The sequence below is a fragment of the Bacillus sp. NPDC077027 genome, assembly GCF_050269555.1.
Taxonomy (GTDB): domain Bacteria; phylum Bacillota; class Bacilli; order Bacillales; family Bacillaceae; genus Bacillus.
Genome location: NZ_JBNNIO010000006.1, coordinates 77,113 through 94,050, shown reverse-complemented (window position 1 = coordinate 94,050; position 16,938 = coordinate 77,113). Strand labels below are relative to the sequence as shown.

At 39.7% G+C, this 16,938-nt stretch carries 22 protein-coding genes; 7 read left to right on the top strand and 15 right to left on the bottom strand.

Features of this window, described 5'->3' with window-relative positions:
* Positions 1-243: 243 nt before the first annotated feature.
* A complete protein-coding gene (locus ACQKEZ_RS17230; protein ID WP_427302904.1) occupies positions 244-654 on the bottom strand; it encodes an HIT family protein in 411 nt (136 codons plus the stop codon).
* Positions 655-861: 207 nt separating this feature from the next.
* Positions 862-1,101, bottom strand: a complete 240-nt coding sequence (locus ACQKEZ_RS17225; RefSeq protein WP_427302903.1) for a hypothetical protein — start codon at positions 1,099-1,101, stop codon at positions 862-864.
* 115 nt (positions 1,102-1,216) lie between these two features.
* On the opposite strand from ACQKEZ_RS17225, the gene ACQKEZ_RS17220 reads away from it, so the two are divergent.
* Both ACQKEZ_RS17220 and ACQKEZ_RS17215 read left to right on the top strand, forming a co-directional pair.
* Positions 1,217-1,432, top strand: a complete 216-nt coding sequence (locus ACQKEZ_RS17220) for a hypothetical protein (RefSeq protein ID WP_427302902.1) — start codon at positions 1,217-1,219, stop codon at positions 1,430-1,432.
* Between the two features lie 14 nt (positions 1,433-1,446).
* On the top strand, positions 1,447-1,632 hold the full coding sequence (locus ACQKEZ_RS17215) for a hypothetical protein (protein WP_427302900.1): 186 nt from the start codon (positions 1,447-1,449) through the stop codon (positions 1,630-1,632).
* A gap of 496 nt (positions 1,633-2,128) precedes the next feature.
* On the opposite strand, the gene ACQKEZ_RS17210 is transcribed toward ACQKEZ_RS17215, so the two are convergent.
* Both ACQKEZ_RS17210 and ACQKEZ_RS17205 read right to left on the bottom strand, forming a co-directional pair.
* Entirely contained in the window at positions 2,129-2,551 is a 423-nt protein-coding gene (locus tag ACQKEZ_RS17210) for a pyridoxamine 5'-phosphate oxidase family protein (RefSeq protein ID WP_427302898.1), read from the bottom strand.
* Positions 2,552-2,841: 290 nt separating this feature from the next.
* Positions 2,842-3,699 (bottom strand): SDR family oxidoreductase, encoded by an 858-nt coding sequence (locus ACQKEZ_RS17205; protein WP_427302897.1) that lies wholly within the window; start codon positions 3,697-3,699, stop codon positions 2,842-2,844.
* A gap of 257 nt (positions 3,700-3,956) precedes the next feature.
* Here ACQKEZ_RS17205 and ACQKEZ_RS17200 point away from each other — a divergent pair, with 257 nt between their 5' ends.
* Positions 3,957-4,133, top strand: coding sequence for a hypothetical protein (locus ACQKEZ_RS17200; protein WP_427302896.1), 177 nt, complete (start codon positions 3,957-3,959; stop codon positions 4,131-4,133).
* Between the two features lie 3 nt (positions 4,134-4,136).
* On the opposite strand, the gene ACQKEZ_RS17195 is transcribed toward ACQKEZ_RS17200, so the two are convergent.
* The 3 genes from ACQKEZ_RS17195 to ACQKEZ_RS17185 form a co-directional block, all read right to left on the bottom strand.
* Complete coding sequence (locus ACQKEZ_RS17195) at positions 4,137-6,227, bottom strand: BglG family transcription antiterminator (protein ID WP_427302894.1); 2,091 nt, start codon at positions 6,225-6,227, stop codon at positions 4,137-4,139.
* A gap of 177 nt (positions 6,228-6,404) precedes the next feature.
* A complete protein-coding gene (locus tag ACQKEZ_RS17190; RefSeq protein ID WP_427302892.1) occupies positions 6,405-7,490 on the bottom strand; it encodes a C45 family autoproteolytic acyltransferase/hydolase in 1,086 nt (361 codons plus the stop codon).
* 120 nt (positions 7,491-7,610) lie between these two features.
* Complete coding sequence (locus ACQKEZ_RS17185) at positions 7,611-8,240, bottom strand: GDSL-type esterase/lipase family protein (RefSeq protein ID WP_427302890.1); 630 nt, start codon at positions 8,238-8,240, stop codon at positions 7,611-7,613.
* 455 nt (positions 8,241-8,695) lie between these two features.
* Between ACQKEZ_RS17185 and ACQKEZ_RS17180 the strand changes: the two genes are divergently transcribed.
* Complete coding sequence (locus ACQKEZ_RS17180) at positions 8,696-9,331, top strand: FMN-dependent NADH-azoreductase (protein WP_427302888.1); 636 nt, start codon at positions 8,696-8,698, stop codon at positions 9,329-9,331.
* Positions 9,332-9,378: 47 nt separating this feature from the next.
* Here ACQKEZ_RS17180 and ACQKEZ_RS17175 read toward each other — a convergent pair whose 3' ends face one another.
* The 4 genes from ACQKEZ_RS17175 to ACQKEZ_RS17160 all read right to left on the bottom strand — a co-directional run bounded on the left by ACQKEZ_RS17175 (position 9,379) and on the right by ACQKEZ_RS17160 (position 12,776).
* Entirely contained in the window at positions 9,379-10,140 is a 762-nt protein-coding gene (locus ACQKEZ_RS17175; RefSeq protein WP_427302886.1) for an IclR family transcriptional regulator, read from the bottom strand.
* Positions 10,141-10,163: 23 nt separating this feature from the next.
* The gene (locus tag ACQKEZ_RS17170; RefSeq protein ID WP_427302884.1) at positions 10,164-11,174 is read right to left on the bottom strand and encodes a biotin-dependent carboxyltransferase family protein; all 1,011 of its coding nucleotides are present in this window, start codon (positions 11,172-11,174) and stop codon (positions 10,164-10,166) included.
* A complete protein-coding gene (gene pxpB / locus ACQKEZ_RS17165; RefSeq protein WP_427302882.1) occupies positions 11,171-11,923 on the bottom strand; it encodes a 5-oxoprolinase subunit PxpB in 753 nt (250 codons plus the stop codon). The genes ACQKEZ_RS17170 and pxpB overlap by 4 nt, the downstream gene beginning before the upstream one ends.
* A 97-nt stretch (positions 11,924-12,020) precedes the next feature.
* Positions 12,021-12,776: a LamB/YcsF family protein gene (locus tag ACQKEZ_RS17160; RefSeq protein ID WP_427302880.1), complete on the bottom strand. Its 756-nt coding sequence runs from the start codon at positions 12,774-12,776 to the stop codon at positions 12,021-12,023.
* Between the two features lie 384 nt (positions 12,777-13,160).
* Here ACQKEZ_RS17160 and ACQKEZ_RS17155 point away from each other — a divergent pair, with 384 nt between their 5' ends.
* Entirely contained in the window at positions 13,161-13,355 is a 195-nt protein-coding gene (locus ACQKEZ_RS17155; RefSeq protein WP_427302878.1) for a DUF6007 family protein, read from the top strand.
* A gap of 487 nt (positions 13,356-13,842) precedes the next feature.
* On the opposite strand, the gene ACQKEZ_RS17150 is transcribed toward ACQKEZ_RS17155, so the two are convergent.
* Complete coding sequence (locus ACQKEZ_RS17150; protein WP_427302876.1) at positions 13,843-14,592, bottom strand: Cof-type HAD-IIB family hydrolase; 750 nt, start codon at positions 14,590-14,592, stop codon at positions 13,843-13,845.
* 122 nt (positions 14,593-14,714) lie between these two features.
* Entirely contained in the window at positions 14,715-14,972 is a 258-nt protein-coding gene (locus ACQKEZ_RS17145; RefSeq protein WP_427303084.1) for an excalibur calcium-binding domain-containing protein, read from the bottom strand.
* Between the two features lie 205 nt (positions 14,973-15,177).
* On the opposite strand from ACQKEZ_RS17145, the gene ACQKEZ_RS17140 reads away from it, so the two are divergent.
* Together ACQKEZ_RS17140 and ACQKEZ_RS17135 are read left to right on the top strand one after the other, a co-directional pair.
* On the top strand, positions 15,178-15,555 hold the full coding sequence (locus tag ACQKEZ_RS17140; RefSeq protein ID WP_427302875.1) for a VOC family protein: 378 nt from the start codon (positions 15,178-15,180) through the stop codon (positions 15,553-15,555).
* Between the two features lie 28 nt (positions 15,556-15,583).
* Positions 15,584-15,877, top strand: a complete 294-nt coding sequence (locus ACQKEZ_RS17135) for a DUF5316 family protein (RefSeq protein ID WP_427302874.1) — start codon at positions 15,584-15,586, stop codon at positions 15,875-15,877.
* Here ACQKEZ_RS17135 and ACQKEZ_RS17130 read toward each other — a convergent pair.
* Positions 15,874-16,041, bottom strand: coding sequence for a hypothetical protein (locus tag ACQKEZ_RS17130; RefSeq protein ID WP_427302873.1), 168 nt, complete (start codon positions 16,039-16,041; stop codon positions 15,874-15,876). The genes ACQKEZ_RS17135 and ACQKEZ_RS17130 overlap by 4 nt on opposite strands.
* Before the next feature lie 30 nt (positions 16,042-16,071).
* Complete coding sequence (locus tag ACQKEZ_RS17125) at positions 16,072-16,929, bottom strand: hypothetical protein (RefSeq protein WP_427302870.1); 858 nt, start codon at positions 16,927-16,929, stop codon at positions 16,072-16,074.
* Between the last annotated feature and the right edge of the window lie 9 nt (positions 16,930-16,938).

Here is a 16,938-nt window from a genome sequence, read left to right as displayed (position 1 = left end):
TGCCATACGCAGCGCTCGACGTCATTTTATCATAACGCAAACTGTATGGAGAGTCCGCGTAGCCTTATCAAAGTTTTCGAATTGAAGCAGTGCAACTTGATCTGTTTGAAAACAGGAGCAACACGGATTACCAGCACCGCGAGCGTTTTCATATTTACTTATAGTGCAAAAGCACTCCAATTTGATCACTCAAAACTTTTCTTAACAAGCTCCACGAGCTTCTCAGCTAATTGTTGTTTAAGCTTACCATGTTTGTCCTCTGTATACTGTAGCTCCTGCCAATGCCACAAGATCACCATATTGCCAAACGGGGTATGGGCGCTTATCCTCAGGTTCCCACTCATATCTAGGAAAGATATGAGCGTGCAAATAAGCGTCCGAATTTCCGTAGATGGAGTAATTCATTCTACTAGGCTGACAGACTTCCGTTACCGCATCCCCAATGATACTCATATCCAATAAATATTGACTGCGCTGTTCTAGAGTTAATTCATTGAGATCATTCACTTTTAGAAAAGCTAACAAAACGCAGTACCCAGGAAGAAATTGTGTATCTCCAATTACTGCGTACCCACTTTTCATTTTTGCCAAAACCATTGGATTTTCTCCACGCTCAATCACACCGAAGCGATCCTTTTTCCAGTCTTCGCTCATACTCACTAGCTCTGAAATTTTATTTATATTTATCATTCTAACAATTGAATCAATTTCATAAGTCCGTCATCTAAATAATTATTTTAGAAATCAATCAGTTGGATACGATTTCAAATGATGTTGTAGAGGCTGCACGAGATAGTTTAGTTATAGGAATTAAATAAGGAAATTATTTGGTCTGCGATCTAAACGTTCGTAGACCTAATTTTATCTAGATAGTGCAAAATAAAAATAAAATCTACCGCAATATAAATATCGAATTGACAACTCATGTCGTTGTGCAATCCACAATTCATCTCCAGGCTGCACCCCAATGATTGATTTTATCGCCTGTTTGATCTCATAGATCGTACCGCCTCTTTCGACTTGAATGGTTGCTAGAGGATGGTCTCCAAACGTACTTTTATAGAACACATACTTAGGTAGAAACAAAGGGATTTTCTTCACTGAATCGCTTCCTTTCATTTTGTTCCAAAAAGAAAATACCACAAAAACAATATTATCCAAAATTGTTCATAACTGTGTTACCATAAGAACAGAAACAGCGAAAGGAGGACGACAATTGGATAAGCTAAGTACTACACTTTTGAATACGTGGCTTCGTGTCCCTAGATGGTTTAGGCAGTGGATTCTGTGTTCGGTGATTATTCTCTTTTTTTATGCCGCTTTGTTAGAAGGGATTGAGCAATTGCAAAACCTCACACCTTCGACATTGATCACAACTCTGATTGCTTCGATCTTTCTATTCATTATGTTTCATAGAAGTAGAGAAAAATAAGGAGGTTTACTAAAATGGACAAAATCAAATATGTGGTCTATTTTATCCTTTCCTTCATGCTCCAGTTCATTTGGTATGCGTGGATCAAAAAAAAGACAGATGTGACGATGATAGATATGCTCGCTTTCTCTACCTTATTTGCTTTGTTTATGTATTTGCTGGATCGTATGCTGAGTAAAAAGAAGGTTGCACAGGAATAATAGCTGTTTCGAGGTGTCTTGTTTTCAACATAAAAAAGGCTGCCAACTATCGGGCAGCCTACATCTTACTTTTTGCAAATAAATAACCGTCTCATGACTCCTCATCATTCATTGTGGAGTTCTTTTTAGATTCTTCATCATATCGTGTTTCATATGTGTTCCGAGCGAATCTTACATTCGAAAGTAAACGCCATGGAAGTTCTGGATAACAAGACAACGAAAGCCCTACCTCTCATTCGTCCTTACGGCTCCGAAGCCGTGCCAGTGTGAATTGTAAAACAAAACGTCTTTTTCCCATTCTTCCGCTGATTAGGGGCGGGGGCAGAAGGAAAAATAAGTCTCACGCTTTAACAGCGTATCTTATTTTAATAAGGAAGCAATATAAAGGGTGCTTCCGATCATTTCATAGAAAAAAGAAAGTTTACTTTCTTTACTTATTTGCATGTTTCAACACTTAATATAAAACTATATCATGTACACGTATTTTACGCAAGTACTAAATTTTCAACTCTGCTGGTGTTTGACCGCCTTCATTCATGTAACGAATGGTGTCTGGCTCGATTTCTAAGATCACAAGATCAGGATCATCTTTGCCATCAAACCATTTCTCCATCTCATCTGACCAGATACGGTCAATAATGTCCTTTGAATCTGTCAGCTTGGCTTTGCCTGATATTTCAACATACGTGTCACCAAAGCCTTTTCCCTCGTAGCCGAGTAAAATGTGCACATGTGGATTTTTTGCAATTTCATCTGCTTTATGTGTTTTTTTGCTTGTTGGTGTATATAGCGTTAATTCGTCATGATAAAAAGTCATATATCTTGTATGTGGCTTCTCTTGTTCAACCGTTGCAAGTGTACCGACTTTCTGCTCATCTAATAAGGTGAGCACCTTTTGTCTAATTTCTTCCTGAGTCATTCACACTCACTCCTTCAATTATGTCTGTACAATTAGGTTTCCACTACTTCCTGTCCATTAAACAACAAAATGTGTTTTTCATAAAAAAGAGCAATGTGGCTGATGCTATTGGAAAATACATGTTCAAAGGGAGCTGTTATGATGCACCATTTTACGATCTTCAACTTCATTTCAATTGTTATCATCGCCATCGTCATCTGGATCATTGTTTGGTCTGTAAAATCAATCAGGAGCAATAAGAAACAATAAAGAAAATAGCACCGCCATTTGAATAGGCGGTGTCATTCTCATCAGGTGTTCATAAATGATCCACCATTGACATGAAGGGTTTGACCTGTCATATAGGACGACTCATCAGATGCAAGTAGAACGAAGCACCCTACATGTTCTACGGGCTGACCTGGTCTACCCATCGGTGTTTCTGCGCCAAAGCTTTCGACACTGTCTTCGTCAAATGTAGATGGGATCAGTGGTGTCCAAATTGGACCAGGCGCAACGCCATTCACCCGTATCCCATCCTTTACAAGAGATTGTGCCATGGAACGTGTAAACCCGTTAATTGCGCCTTTCGTTGTAGTGTAATCAATTAATACCGCATTTCCTCGATATGGATTGATAGACGTTGTATTAATGATGGTGCTTCCTGGCTTTAAGTAATCCAGTGCTTTTTTTGTAAAATAGAAGTAGGAATAAAAGTTTGTTCTAAATGTTTGGTGCAATTGTTCGCTTGAAATATCCTTTATGCTTTTCTGAGGATGCTGTTCTGCCGCGTTATTGACCAGAATATCAAGCTTGCCAAAAGTAGCAACGGTTTTTTCAACCGCTTCCCCTTCACCGACATCTCCAGCAATCGTTAAACATTTCACTCCTTCTTGCTCCACACGCTTTTTTGTATCTTCCGCATCTTCGTGCTCATTCAGATACACAATGGCCACATGCGCTCCTTCTTTTGCATATGCGACAGAGACCGCTCGTCCAATGCCGCTATCTCCTCCTGTCACTAAGGCTACCTTGCCTTTGAGTTTTCCAGAACCTTCATACTTCTCATCTTCAAAAATAGGCGCTGGATTCATTTCCCTCTCGCTTCCAGGCTGCTTATCCTGTGTTTGTCGTGGAATGCCGTTCGTTAAATATTCACGTAAATTCATATGAAGTTCCTCCCTCATTCGTGATCTATCCTTTCATTACCACCTTGATTTTTCACTCAAACATGCCATCAACACTTTGATGTGTTTACTACTTCTACTGAATGGTTGCGTGTAGGTCAAATCGAATAGACCAAACTGCCATCAATTACATATCACACGTGCTGACTGTTAATAACGACACCGTATGGTATGAGCCAAAGACGGGTCTCATCAAATTGTACGATGCGCTCATGTCGGGTGGGAAAATTGTCATCATCATGCAACCACAGCAAAAAAGTGCCACTTCCTTGAAAACAAAGAAAATACTTAATCAGATTTGGAGCGACTTACAATTTGCAGGCTTCATTGATATGATCATTGAATATCAAGATATTCGCCCAACACTTGATGTCTGTGTCACAGCAAAAAAGCCTAGAAACAATGAATGTTTCTAAGCTTTATTCCCACTTCGCTTCTTTTGTAAATTGATAGAAAAGCTGGTTAAGTTTTCGTTCAATGTCATCCGTTGTGCCACGATCATAAAGTGCCATGCTTTCTTCACTTTCAATGATGGAAGAACTGATGAGGCTAAACATTTCAGAGCCTTCTTTACCAAGCTCAAGTGGTGCAAGCATTAGCAAGATGCGTGACATCATTTGACTCTGCCCATCCATACTTTTCACTTCATATGGCGCATCTAGATCAAACATTTGAAAAATGGGTTCTTTAATAAAGGAATGCTTCAGATGAAAGAGAGCAAAGCGAGTACCAGGGATGCCTAGTCCTCCTTGCTGCTCTCGTTCTAATAATCCTAATGCCACTTCTTCTGCTTGTATCAGAAAACCTTGTTTTTCGATATGTGTTAATAAATGGCGCATCGTTTCCTCATGGTGCTGCTTTGTTTCAAGCGGTTCAATCGTGAAATGACGCAATATACTGCGAATCACCGCCATGTAATTGGTGATTGTTTCTGTAAGTGCCAACATATCATACAGCTCTGTCTCTACTTGTTTTGCTTCTTCTTTGATTCTTTTTTTCTCAATGATATAAGGGATTTTCCGTTTAATATGTGCCTTTACCCGCTGTGCATCATCTTCATTTAATAGCGGACTGACCATGATATAATCAATATGCTCATACGGTATAGGGACAGTTGATACGATCATGTCATAACGCGTCGCATCAATCTCCTTTAACCCCATTAAGGATGATAAATCAAATGTGGCGATTTCCGGCAATTCTTTTTTCAAGCGTGATGCGAGCATTTTAGAGGACCCGATCCCACTTGAGCAAACGACCAAGGCATTGATGTTTGTCTCTTCTTTTTTAATTTCAAGAACGGAACCGAAATGAAGCACGATGAAGGCAATCTCTTCTTCAGGAAAATCCGTCTCTGGAAAAAAAAGCTCTACCCCTTCTTCAATCGCCATAAAGAGCAAAAAATAATCCTTCTTTATTTGGTGCTTTAATGGATTATAAATGCTCATCTTTTCTTTTAACCGATTGATGGCAGGTTCAAGGTGTGAGATTAACCCTTCGTATAAGGAATCGTTCTCATTCAAGTGATAGCCCGTTTTTTCAGATATGAAATCAATGAGCTTCTTCGTTCTTAGAGCGATATCAAGCTCGATCTCTTCAATTCGATACTCAGACTGAAAACTACGATTCGCACTGCGCAGGTGGATCGTCATGTAACCGACTTCTGCTTCTGGAATCTCTACATTAAACATTCTCTCAAGTGCTCTGGCAATTCGTTCAGAAGCTTCAAATTCTTTTGTTCGTTTTAATTCACGTAGTTCTTCGTTCTCCATATCAATCGTCTCACCAATTTGAATCCGCTCAATGGCATATGTCAGGTGAACGACAAGGGCTATATAGGCGCTATCTGATAATGACAGGGACAGTCGATTTTTCAAATGAAAAAGCAGTCTTTCCACCTTTAATAACTGCCCTCTACTGACGACACCAAATACTTTTTCAGTTGCTTTGGTTCGATGTTTAATGTTCATTTCTATCGTTTCTAGGAATAATTGAATGTCAAGCCTGTCGACGATCAAATTACCGACAATCTTTCGCTTCGCTTCCTCTGGTCCCTTCAATTCAATACCATACCCACGTTTTCGTATCAAAGAAAGACCATAGGGTGCAATCCATTCAGTCAGCTCATCAAGATCATAGCTGATCGTCGCGTTTGTCACTTGAAGATCCGTTGCGAGTGAATATAATTTGATCGGTTCCTTCGCTTCAAGCAGTGCACATAGAATGAGAAGTTTCCGTTCGTCTGAGCTATATTCCTTTTGATCTTCATTTGACATATCAGAGAGCAAACGATATTTATCCCCCTGCTCGCCGACAGCCTTTAATCCTTTACCGGGCTGTTTATCGAGAGAAAGATTGTAATTTTTCAATATCGGTTTAATCGATTTGAGTTCTCGATGAATCGTTCTCGTACTGACCTGTACAGAATCGGCTATCTCACGAATGGTGACATAACGATTTTGTTGTATGATATATTTCATCACTTTTTGTTCCCTTGCCGTTATGTACAATGAAATGCCTCCTTCTGCCTGTTTAGGTCTATTGTCATACTTTAATATAAAACGCTTTCAATTCATTGAGCAATCATAAGTTCATTATACTTTGGCACACACTTTGCGACAAAATTTAAAAATGATGAGACACAAAAAAAGCCGACACTACGAACACCGGCTTTCTACCTTAAAGAATTATATACTTCTCCAAAATGATGAGCCATAATCCTTTTGCTGAAATTGAATGTTTTTCTCTTGAAAAGAAAGGGTTTCTCCCACTTGGAGCGTATACGTTTCATTGTAAAGAGGAGAACCGAAGCAGTAATCAATCCGTAAGTCCGCAGGTCGAAACATGAGTGTTCGCATCGTCCCAAACATTTCCTCATAGTTATGTACAGTTAGCCCAGCAGGATATTCTGTTGCAAATAATGCTTGAAGTGCTTGAAGAGGGATTTTATCATCCTTCATCGTGTCCGTGATGAGTTCGTATCTACGGACAGAATTGTACTTGGTGAACCCCTGCTTCTGAACATCTGCAAGCGGGTGATTGGTCGCTGCGATATAATCAGCAGTTGGTCTTCTCACTACTTGCTCCCCATTTACAATCTCAATCGCTGCCGTATGTCCCTTTCGATCAGCGAACATAAGATGGACATTTGAAGCAACTGGCATCTCATGCACATAGGTGATCGCTTCTTGAACAGTCTTACATTGATCGAGAACAAACCGAATGACATGATAGATTTGCAAGCCTGCCACTTGTGGTGGCTTTAATCCCGGTTCATTGCCAACAGGGGCTCCACATGCAGAAAAGGTCACAGAAAGTCCATGCTCATTCATGCCATCCGTTCTACCAAACAATAAAATTGATGAACCTGTATGCACCGCCTGATCCTCCACATGTGCTGAAACAAGCCTCATATCATCAAACACTGGGGAAAAATCATAATTACGCATCATGATTAATTGATTTTCTACAGTTTTTGGTGGAAGCACAACACAATGAGAACAGCCCGGCTGAAGATATGAAGAATGGTAGAATGAAAGGTATTTCTCTTCAATCTGGAGATAATCACAGAAACCAGCAATCTCTTCCTCCAGTTGCGGGCTATACTTCCTTAGCAACTGTTTTGTTTGGCTCAGAGCATGCTCATCAAGCACCTCATGGTGAATATATTGACCTTTGAGATCAGGGTGCTGCTCCAACCATTCGGCTTGCTGCCTGCCTACTTCATAAGCAGTCCCCGCTACTTTTTGAAAATACCCTTTCATCTCTTGCATATGCACACCCCTTTTGACCTAGTTTCTTTTATCATAGCTGATTCAAATTTTATTTTGAAGAGGGAATGGATTTATAACATGCATAAAAAAACTGTAACCGGATTAGATTACAGTCAGATCTTATTTCGTTTTTGTTAATTGAAATAGCGCCTCTGCCATCGCCTGATAGCCTTTTCGATTTGGATGAACGTGATCCTTTGATAAGTATACTTGTTCGTTCCCTTGAAATACGTTGTAAATATCAATCACGTTTACATGCGGCTTCTTCGCAAGCAATTGCAAATGACGATTAAAATCTTGGAGCCAATATTCTGCAATATCAAGCTTAGGGAAAGGATTATACAAATTAAGTAAATAAATCGTATATGGCTTCTTTTGTCCTTGTTTGAGACGGGCAATTTCATCAATCATAGAAGAGTAGTTCGCCTGACAATGTGAGGAGGCGTTCATGAACACTTGCTGATCTGTGCCCTCATCGTATTGCTGAACAGACTGAATAAAATCATTGCCACAACCAGTGATCGTGATGATATCCGCTTTCACAAGCGCTCTTCTTACCTCCTGCTGTCTCAACAACTGCAAAATTTCATCTGTCGTTAAACCAGATCTTGCAAAAATAGACAAATCAACTGGTGCATCCGTCCATTCTTCAAGCATATATCGATATCTTTTCACAAAGCCGGTCTCAAATAGACCCGCTCCAACACCTACTGTCAAAGAATCTCCAATGGCAACATAGGATCTCCCCATTTTTTCTCCCCCACTCTCTCATTCCTTCTTCTATATATATGAAAAAAAGAGTAAGTAGCTTCTAGCAAACGTCTTATTTATGTCGTATTTTTTCGAGTTTGTTTGATGACAGCTACAAATGTAGCCCGATCAATTACACCATTGATTCGCTGCGTACCATTGATAAATGTTGGCACAGCTGTTGCCTTTCCGTTGTAACTATATTACTTACAACGGATGTGTTTGTCCATTTTCCACATCAAATGAAAGTTCATCAACTTTTTATCTCGATTTCGAGACTTTATGTCTTGACTTCAAATTATTTTGTGATTACAATGAATTTATCAGTTTATATGTAACTGTAATTGTTACATCTTTTTCATACAATTCGAATATGAATAAAGATGCCACATAATAAGCGTATCTTTGGGATATGCTAAAAAAAAACCGAATGGAACGAAAGGATTGATTGAATCATGGCAAAAGTTTTATACATCACTGCACACCCGCATGATGAAACAGTTTCTTATAGCATGGCAACTGCCAAAGCATTTATCGAATCTTATAAGGAAGCTAATCCAAGCGATGAGATTGTACATATTGATTTGTACAAAGAGAACATTCCTCACATCGATGCGGATGTATTCTCTGGTTGGGGTAAACTTCAATCTGGCGCTGGCTTTGACACACTTTCAGCTGAAGAGCAAGCAAAAGTTGCTCGCCTAAACGAGCTAAGCGATCAATTCGTATCTGCTGATAAGTATGTATTTGTTTCACCACTTTGGAACTTCTCATTCCCACCAGTTCTTAAAGCTTACATCGACTCTGTTGCTGTAGCTGGTAAATCATTCAAATACACTGAGCAAGGTCCTGTTGGCTTACTAACAGACAAAAAAGCTCTTCACATCCAAGCACGTGGCGGCTACTACACTGAAGGTCCTGCTGCTGAACTTGAAGCAGGTCACCGTTACCTTGGTACAATCGCGAGCTTCTTCGGTATTCCTTCATTCGAAGGTCTGATTGTAGAAGGTCACAATGCTGAGCCTGATAAAGCAGAACAAATCAAAGCTGATGCTATCGAACGTGCGAAAGCTTTCGGTAAAAAGTTCTAATATTGACATGGCAACAGCCAATGATCTTAGGGTCATTGGCTGTTTTTTTATGTTGTAGGCATATAACCGAGACAGCTTGAAATGCTAAGAGCTGTTTTTTTCACCTGCTCAATTAAGTAGGGGAGTCGTTCTTTTTGATAGCCTGCCTCAAAGCCTGCTATGCTAATGCCTGCTGCAACTTCGCATTTATGATTAAAAATGGGTGCACCTATCGCAGCAGTATAATTTTCAAGCTCTGAATAGCTCAGTGTATAACCCCTGCGATTCGAGCCTTCCAGCGTTTGTAACAGAACCTTTTTATCAATGATGGTGCCGATACCAATCTTTCCGAGATCAATTGAGTTCACATATGCCTTCCTCTCATCCTCTGGTAAAAACGAAAGAATACTCCGCGCGCAAGCACCTGCATAAAGCGGTGAACGCCTGCCTACAGCCGTATATAAACGAACTGGCTGTGTTCCCTCTATTTTTTCAATATAGATGGCTTCATCACCATCTCGAATAATGAGCTGCACAGCTTCCCCCACTTCATCACGTAAACCTTCCATAAACGGTTTGGCAATCCTTCGTATATCCAAACGATCCGCCACAAGTTGACCGTATTCAAGAAACATTAATCCTAACTGGTAAGCACCTGACTCATTTTTCTCTAACAACCCCATATCTGTCAGTGAACTCGCCATTCGATGGACAGATGTTTTAGGCATCTGAGATAAATCGATCAATTCATTCAGTGTTAATTGATCATATGTTAAAAACAGCTGAATAATTTGCATCGATTTGACAACGGTTTTATTTTTATTTTGCATTGGTTCCCACACCTTTTCCCCGATTAAAGCACTTCTATTTTCAATCTTGCCACCAATTTCCGTATCTGCTCCTCTTGCGTGAAGATGGCTTCTTCTGCTTCATGTCGATCAATTCTTTGAAATTGAATCGTTGCTCCTAGCCTCGCTTGTGCGATAAGTGGTAGATCAACCGAGGCAATTTCACCAATTCTTGGGTATCCACCCGTTGTTTGCCGATCAGCAAGAAGAATAATCGGCTGACCATCTGGTGGAATTTGAATGGAACCGAAAGCGACAGCTTCTGAAATTAATTCTAGATTTTGTTTGAATCGAATTGGTTCTCCTTTTAATCTGCACCCCATTCTATCGGATTGTGGTGTCACTTGAAATTCTGATTCAAAAAAGGCAACTTGCGATGATGGTTCAACATAAGGAAAATGTCTGCCTGGTAATACGCGAATGACAGGTGATTTCCTAAGCGGTAAAAAACTATAATGGCTCACTGTCCAATCTGGCGTAGCAAATGAAGTGTTTTTCGTTTTCTGTGATCGTTTTCTCGCCATTTTATGAGAGAGTATAGAGGGGTGGCCAACTTGAAGTATATCTCCTTTTTGAAGAGATCTTCCCTTGTAACCACCAATTCCCGCTCGGACATACGTGCTTTTACTATTCATTACAGTCAATACGTTAAAGCCGCCTGCCACTGCAAGATAGGCACGACATCCAAGCTTACAGGGACCAAAGGACAGCATACTCCCTGCTCGGACGAAAATCGGCTTCCATAGCGGTGCTGGCTGTCCGTCAATTTCAAGCGTCACCTCTGCTCCAGTAATGGCGATGACATGATCCTCCTCAAACGTAAAAGCAGGCCCTGGACCAACAAGTGTAATTTCTAACACAGCTTCATCTTGATGATTGCCCGTTAACAAATTGGCAACTCTTCGTGATATAGGGTCCATTGCACCGCTAGTTAAAACCCCATATTTTTGATAACCTGTGCGCCCCTTGTCCTGAATGGTGGTGAAAATGCCTGGTTTGATCACATGGATGCTCACCTGCCTTCATCCTCCCTCTCAAAAAATTCCGCTTTAGAAATTTGGACAAACTTCACCTGATCTCCCGCTGCCAATAGACTCGGAATATTTTCATCAGGTCTAAATAATGCAAGGGGCGTCTGTCCGATCAACTGCCAGCCTCCTGGTGTTGAGATCGGATACACTCCTGTCTGCTTGCCAGCAATTCCAACAGATCCTTTCGGAATAGACATCCTCGGTGACTGTCTGCGTGGTGCAGCAATTTCCTTCGAAAGACCGCCTAAAAACGGGAAGCCCGGCGCAAAGCCGATCATATAAACGAGATAAGTTCCTTCAGTATGAATGCGCACCACATCATTCGACGTTAAGCCGTTGATCGTCGCAACCTCCTCTAGATCCGGTCCAAATTCGCCACCATAGCAGACTGGAATTTCAACAATACGTCTTTGTACAGGCGTGGACGCAATCAGTTCCCGATCAAGCAAGTTCTTTAAATGTTTTTCTACCCATTCGTAAGGAGAGATGCCTTTTTTATCGAGTTGATTTTCTCGATAAACGGTATATGGTTCATAAAAAACGGTCACATTTGCAAATGCTTGAACAGCTTCTACATACCCTTGAAACGGATGTGTTTCAACACAGCCAAAAATTCGTTGAACAAGCAGATGAATCTCTTTTCGTATTTCATCGCCTACTTGAATCACAATGGCAGAATCGCCTAACGGATGGAAGGTGATGGTTTGTTTTATTCCCATTTGTGCACCTCTCATCAGATTCACCTCCCTTGTCAAATTGATCCAGCCAATCCACCTGCTTCTGCTGTTTCACCGATTTCAAGATACTTCCCCCTTTGATGTCCTATTTTATTTAAAATGCTTGTACCGTAATCCCCGCTTCCTTGAGCTTTGACGTGATCGTTTTAGCAAACTGAAGCGCATGTGCACCATCTCCATGAATACATACAGTGTCTGCTTCAAGCACAATATCCTGACCTTGGACAGTGTGAACCTGATTTTCTTTCACCATCCGAATGACTTGCTGAACAGCTATCTCGTCATCTTCAATGAGTGCTCCCGTTTCCCTTCGAGAAGTCAAGGTACCATCCTGTTGGTACGTTCGATCAGAGAATACCTCATGTGCAACCTGTAGCCCAATTTTTTCTCCGGCACGTACAAGTTCACTACCAGACATTCCAAATAAAATAAGTTCCGGATCAACAGCGTAGACTGCTTCTGCAATTGATTCTGATAATTCTGTATTTTCAGCCGACATGTTGTACAATGCACCGTGAGGCTTGACGTGTTGCATCACTCCACCCTCCGCTTTTAGAAAAGCAGATAAAGCACCGATTTGATAAACGACGAGGTCATAGGCTTCCTCAGGTGAAATCGCAATATTTCGTCTCCCGAAGCCTACTAAATCCTGAAGTCCTGGATGTGCGCCAATTTGAACCCCTTTTTCCATAGCCAGTTTGACCGTTTTTCTCATCACACTCGGATCACCTGCATGAAACCCACAAGCAATATTTGCTGATGTCACATATTCAAGAATTTTTTCATCGGAACCAATACGGTATTGACCAAAGCTTTCTCCCAAATCACAGTTGATATCTACTTTAAACATAGACTCCCTCCCCCATTCCGTAATTCGGAACAATAAGTCCGAATATTCGAATATAAACATATTATAACAAGTTTCGATTTCCTTCACATTGATTTGTTAGGAAACATAACATTCGTACTAGAGTTTGTTTGAATCAATAGACTTTGGGTGTTGTCTATGAGTCAACTCCTTAATGCTCCCTTTCGTTCCGTTTACCGTTGACTCATGCCAATCCTTTTTGGTGTGTCAGTGGTGCTGCAGGTGTATTAATTTGGGGACCATTTGAATTAGCATCAGGATTTGCAGATGGATTAGCATGCAGATATGTTTTCCAAACGTTAGTTGAAAAATGTGGTGGAAAAAAGCAGCTTGTAAACTATTTTCAGAAAATGGTAAGGTAATAATATGAAAAAACAAAAAGATGAACTATACGAAATATTTAAACACATAAGCATTTTAGAAGTAGTGTTTTTTATACCAGCATCACTTTTATTTCTTTACCTACCTGTAAACAGCTTTATCAGTATTATTTTAAATGTGATCATAGTAATGCTAACAGGCATAGGAGCTTCTGCAGTATACAAGTACTCTAGAAAATGAATTTGTAACAGACGCAATAGTACAAAAGGGTAAAGGAACGATTAAAATAAAGGATAAAAACAAAAAAGATTATTATTACATGTTTAGTTCTATTTATAATCAGTACCTTATCATTCATTATGATTTCTAACTACGAATCGAAAAGTGGCTTATATTCAGAAAAAACCTCTTTGAATGTTTTAACAAAAGACTAAAAACTTCTAAGTCAATTTTTGTATACTATTTATTAAAAAAATTGCTCCATACTTATACTTAATACCTTTAGGAAAAAAAGAAAATGAATTTGCAATGCTAGATTTAGAAGCATCAAAAATGAAAATCAGTGCAACTCCAACAATAGTAAAATAGGCTTTTTAATTTGGTATTCACCAGGAAGAAATAAAATAATAATTTGCTACACAATTCTAATCATGGCTTTCATAGAATTACTTATCATTCAAATAAAAAAAGCTAGAGAGCTCTCTAGCTTTTTCACGTAATCATTCTTTTATAACACCCAATGACGAATCGCTTTTGCAACGCCATGTTCGGTGTTAGGTGCTGTGATCCAATCAGCCGCTTCTTTCACGACTTCTTGAGCATTGCCCATTGCGATGCCCAGCCCTGCTTCTTGAATCATCGCCATATCATTTAAGCTATCTCCAAGTGACATCACATTCTCCATCGTACAACCAATTCGTTCTGCCACTTTAGCAAGCGCAGCAGCTTTGTTAATGCCGGCTGCATTCACTTCAATATTGGTCGGACTTGAATTCGTAATTTCTAAAGAACCACTCTCTTTTAACGCTTGTAATACCTTATCTCTCACCTCATCATCATGAATGTCAAAGCCGAACTTCAACCAATCGTGATCATGGATTCGCTCAGGAAATTCATCTTTCCACACTTTATCCACAGTTGATGCCCAGTAATCCGTTTCATAGGTGTTCTTTAAATCCCACATCATTTGAACATGATCAGGATGAAGAAGCTCACGCTCAATCAGATGAAATGATGAATCCCAAATCTCACTGCCATTGGCTGTGATGAGATACGAAGATAATTGAAGCGGCTCGACAAGCTCTCGGCAGGTCATCAGTGTTCGCCCGGTGCTAATCACCACATGTACACCTTTTGCTTCCGCCTCTTGAATGGCTTGTTTATTTTCCTCTGGAATGACGTGCTCACTGTTTAACAGCGTGCCATCCATATCAATGGCAATCAAACGAATGTCTTTCTTACCAGTATGTGTTGACAAATTAAGTACCCCACTTTATATCATTTTTTAAATCTATCTTTATTTTAATATAAAGGCAGACAAGGTACAAAGGGACGATCTTTGTCCCATAGAAAAAAGACCTTACTCAGGTCTTTTAAAATTTAACGCTCACATGCGATGCCGTCTTTATCACGGTCAAGTCTTTTATTTTTTTCATAAAGCGCTTTTGATACATATGGCTTGTACTTTGTTTTTCCACCTTTATTTTTCGTGTTTTTGCTTTTCGCAACGCCGCCCTTATACACTTTGTTCAGCGCTTTACAGTTTTTATAGGATTTGACTGTCTTTGCATCTGCTGTATGAATATCCACTTGTGTAAAACTCAACAAAAGACCTAGGGACAATACAGCAACCATCATTTTTTTCAACGTTATCCCCCCTCATATTTTCCCATTTTATCACAAGTAAGTTTCTCATCTTTCAATACGTTTCTTTTAAAAGTCTTGATTTTTTTGTATTAATTGAATCTTTATACTCAATTACCCGTGCCTTCCATCACGTATGCTATGATGAAAAGGAAACCTTTTGCACATTAAACCGTATATTGGAAGGAGACCATGTCAAATGAAAATGAAATATACCATTCTATATGTAACAGATGTTGAGAGAAGTATTCATTTCTATCAAGATCTTCTTGGATTCCCTGTGAAATTAAGGGTAGAATCCTATGTCGAGTTTGATACAGGAGAAGTGACGTTAGCGATCAATTCTCGTGAAGATGTGAAAGAAGCTATTGGGTTACCAGTCCCGGATACACAAACTGCTTCTCAAACATTTGAAGTTGGATTTGTAACAGATGATGTACATGGCACAATTGCCTCTCTGAAACAAAAAGGAGTCCCTATTTTAAAAGAGCCCGTTAAAAAGCCATGGGGTCAAACAGTGGCTTATGTGACCGATCCAGATGGACACTTCATTGAAATTTGCGATGCCATCTCATAACCTTTACTGAGAGGATGTGTGTTTCCACATGAAAAAAACAACAACTTTTTTGATTGGAATTGGTACGCTTGCTGCTGTGTTGATTGCTTCGATACTACTTCAAAGTACACAATTTATCGGCATGATTTGTGGTGCGATTTCACTAATCATCATGATCATCTCTGGTCTCTTGCTCGGCGCCTTTCCAAACAACCCTGAAGGAAGGGCCCGTGATCACTCAGAATCAAAAGATCATCGCATGTGGCGAACAAATACAGCATTCCTCCTTGTCCTTTTAGGACTTCCACATATGGTGGCGACCATCTTCTATTTTGTGTTTTAAGCTGTCCATGAGTGATAGGCTGTCGAGAAAATCTCGACAGCCTTGAGGATAAGGGGATATCCCTTATCCCTTTTTACAGCCTTTTGCTCTTCGATTGCTTCCGCATCTCTGCCTTTTCCATTAACTCTTTGCACGTGCACAATCGGTGCGTAATCCGATTTCATTGCATACTACAGCCTTTAAACACCTCAAAATTAGAATCCCTCTGTTACATCATATTCATAATTTATATTAGCGTATACATTTGTCATAGTAGATTTCGCTGTAGCTTTTGCATTGTACTTAAAGCTCCACTTTTGAGCCACTTGTAATTGATCCTGTAAAGAAATACGATAAGAACCACTCGTTGCAGAGGAAACAAGTGCATTATTCCAAACATTGTTTTGATCAGCCATCAGTTTGTGTGTTACATTCCCTTGGTTAGGTGTTTGAGTACTAGTCGTTGTAATTGATTTAACAACTGCATTATTAGGAATAGCAGTATGATTGGTTAAATCCATTGTAATGACAGAAGAATCAACACCTGCAAAATTCAAGGAAGTATTTCCTATGTTTGTCGCCGTTCCTGTAAAATTGAATTTCCCATTACCAGATTTAATACGATCTTGAATTGATACAGTAAAATACATATCCCCTGTATATGTACCACGAGTCACTTTCACAAAATAAGTTTCTGAAGCTGAAGTAACATCACCAGTGTTTGCAAAAATAAAAGGCGTAATTGAACTAGGATTAATAACTCTGAACCCTGTCCCAGAAAATTTTGAGTTAAACACCTCTATTTTCATTCCTGTATATTGATTATTATACGAACTTCTCACATAAACCCTTTCACCTTTATTTATAGTGAACTGATAATACGCTTCATTTTCACCTTCAGGTAAGATTGTCGTATCTGCACGACTGTATTTCCAATATCCCATTGAACTTGCTGTGCCGAGACTGTTATTACCCGTAATAGCTGCTTCTGCTGAATTTGGCGTAACAAAACTGACGACAAGTACCAACAACAATGTTGACAATAAAAAATGTTTAAAGATATTTTTTGACATAATTTAACC

Bases quoted from the DNA above. Each gene is read 5' to 3' on its own strand.
- ACQKEZ_RS17230 (WP_427302904.1), bottom strand. From the start codon at position 654: ATGAGCGAAGACTGGAAAAAGGATCGCTTCGGTGTGATTGAGCGTGGA.
- ACQKEZ_RS17215 (WP_427302900.1), top strand. From the start codon at position 1,447: ATGGACAAAATCAAATATGTGGTCTATTTTATCCTTTCCTTCATGCTC.
- ACQKEZ_RS17210 (WP_427302898.1), bottom strand. From the start codon at position 2,551: ATGACTCAGGAAGAAATTAGACAAAAGGTGCTCACCTTATTAGATGAG.
- ACQKEZ_RS17205 (WP_427302897.1), bottom strand. From the start codon at position 3,699: ATGAATTTACGTGAATATTTAACGAACGGCATTCCACGACAAACACAG.
- ACQKEZ_RS17200 (WP_427302896.1), top strand. From the start codon at position 3,957: ATGCAACCACAGCAAAAAAGTGCCACTTCCTTGAAAACAAAGAAAATA.
- ACQKEZ_RS17190 (WP_427302892.1), bottom strand. From the start codon at position 7,490: ATGCAAGAGATGAAAGGGTATTTTCAAAAAGTAGCGGGGACTGCTTAT.
- ACQKEZ_RS17185 (WP_427302890.1), bottom strand. From the start codon at position 8,240: ATGGGGAGATCCTATGTTGCCATTGGAGATTCTTTGACAGTAGGTGTT.
- ACQKEZ_RS17180 (WP_427302888.1), top strand. From the start codon at position 8,696: ATGGCAAAAGTTTTATACATCACTGCACACCCGCATGATGAAACAGTT.
- ACQKEZ_RS17175 (WP_427302886.1), bottom strand. From the start codon at position 10,140: ATGCAAAATAAAAATAAAACCGTTGTCAAATCGATGCAAATTATTCAG.
- pxpB (WP_427302882.1), bottom strand. From the start codon at position 11,923: ATGAGAGGTGCACAAATGGGAATAAAACAAACCATCACCTTCCATCCG.
- ACQKEZ_RS17160 (WP_427302880.1), bottom strand. From the start codon at position 12,776: ATGTTTAAAGTAGATATCAACTGTGATTTGGGAGAAAGCTTTGGTCAA.
- ACQKEZ_RS17155 (WP_427302878.1), top strand. From the start codon at position 13,161: ATGAAAAAACAAAAAGATGAACTATACGAAATATTTAAACACATAAGC.
- ACQKEZ_RS17145 (WP_427303084.1), bottom strand. From the start codon at position 14,972: ATGATGGTTGCTGTATTGTCCCTAGGTCTTTTGTTGAGTTTTACACAA.
- ACQKEZ_RS17140 (WP_427302875.1), top strand. From the start codon at position 15,178: ATGAAAATGAAATATACCATTCTATATGTAACAGATGTTGAGAGAAGT.
- ACQKEZ_RS17135 (WP_427302874.1), top strand. From the start codon at position 15,584: ATGAAAAAAACAACAACTTTTTTGATTGGAATTGGTACGCTTGCTGCT.
- ACQKEZ_RS17130 (WP_427302873.1), bottom strand. From the start codon at position 16,041: ATGAAATCGGATTACGCACCGATTGTGCACGTGCAAAGAGTTAATGGA.
- ACQKEZ_RS17125 (WP_427302870.1), bottom strand. From the start codon at position 16,929: ATGTCAAAAAATATCTTTAAACATTTTTTATTGTCAACATTGTTGTTG.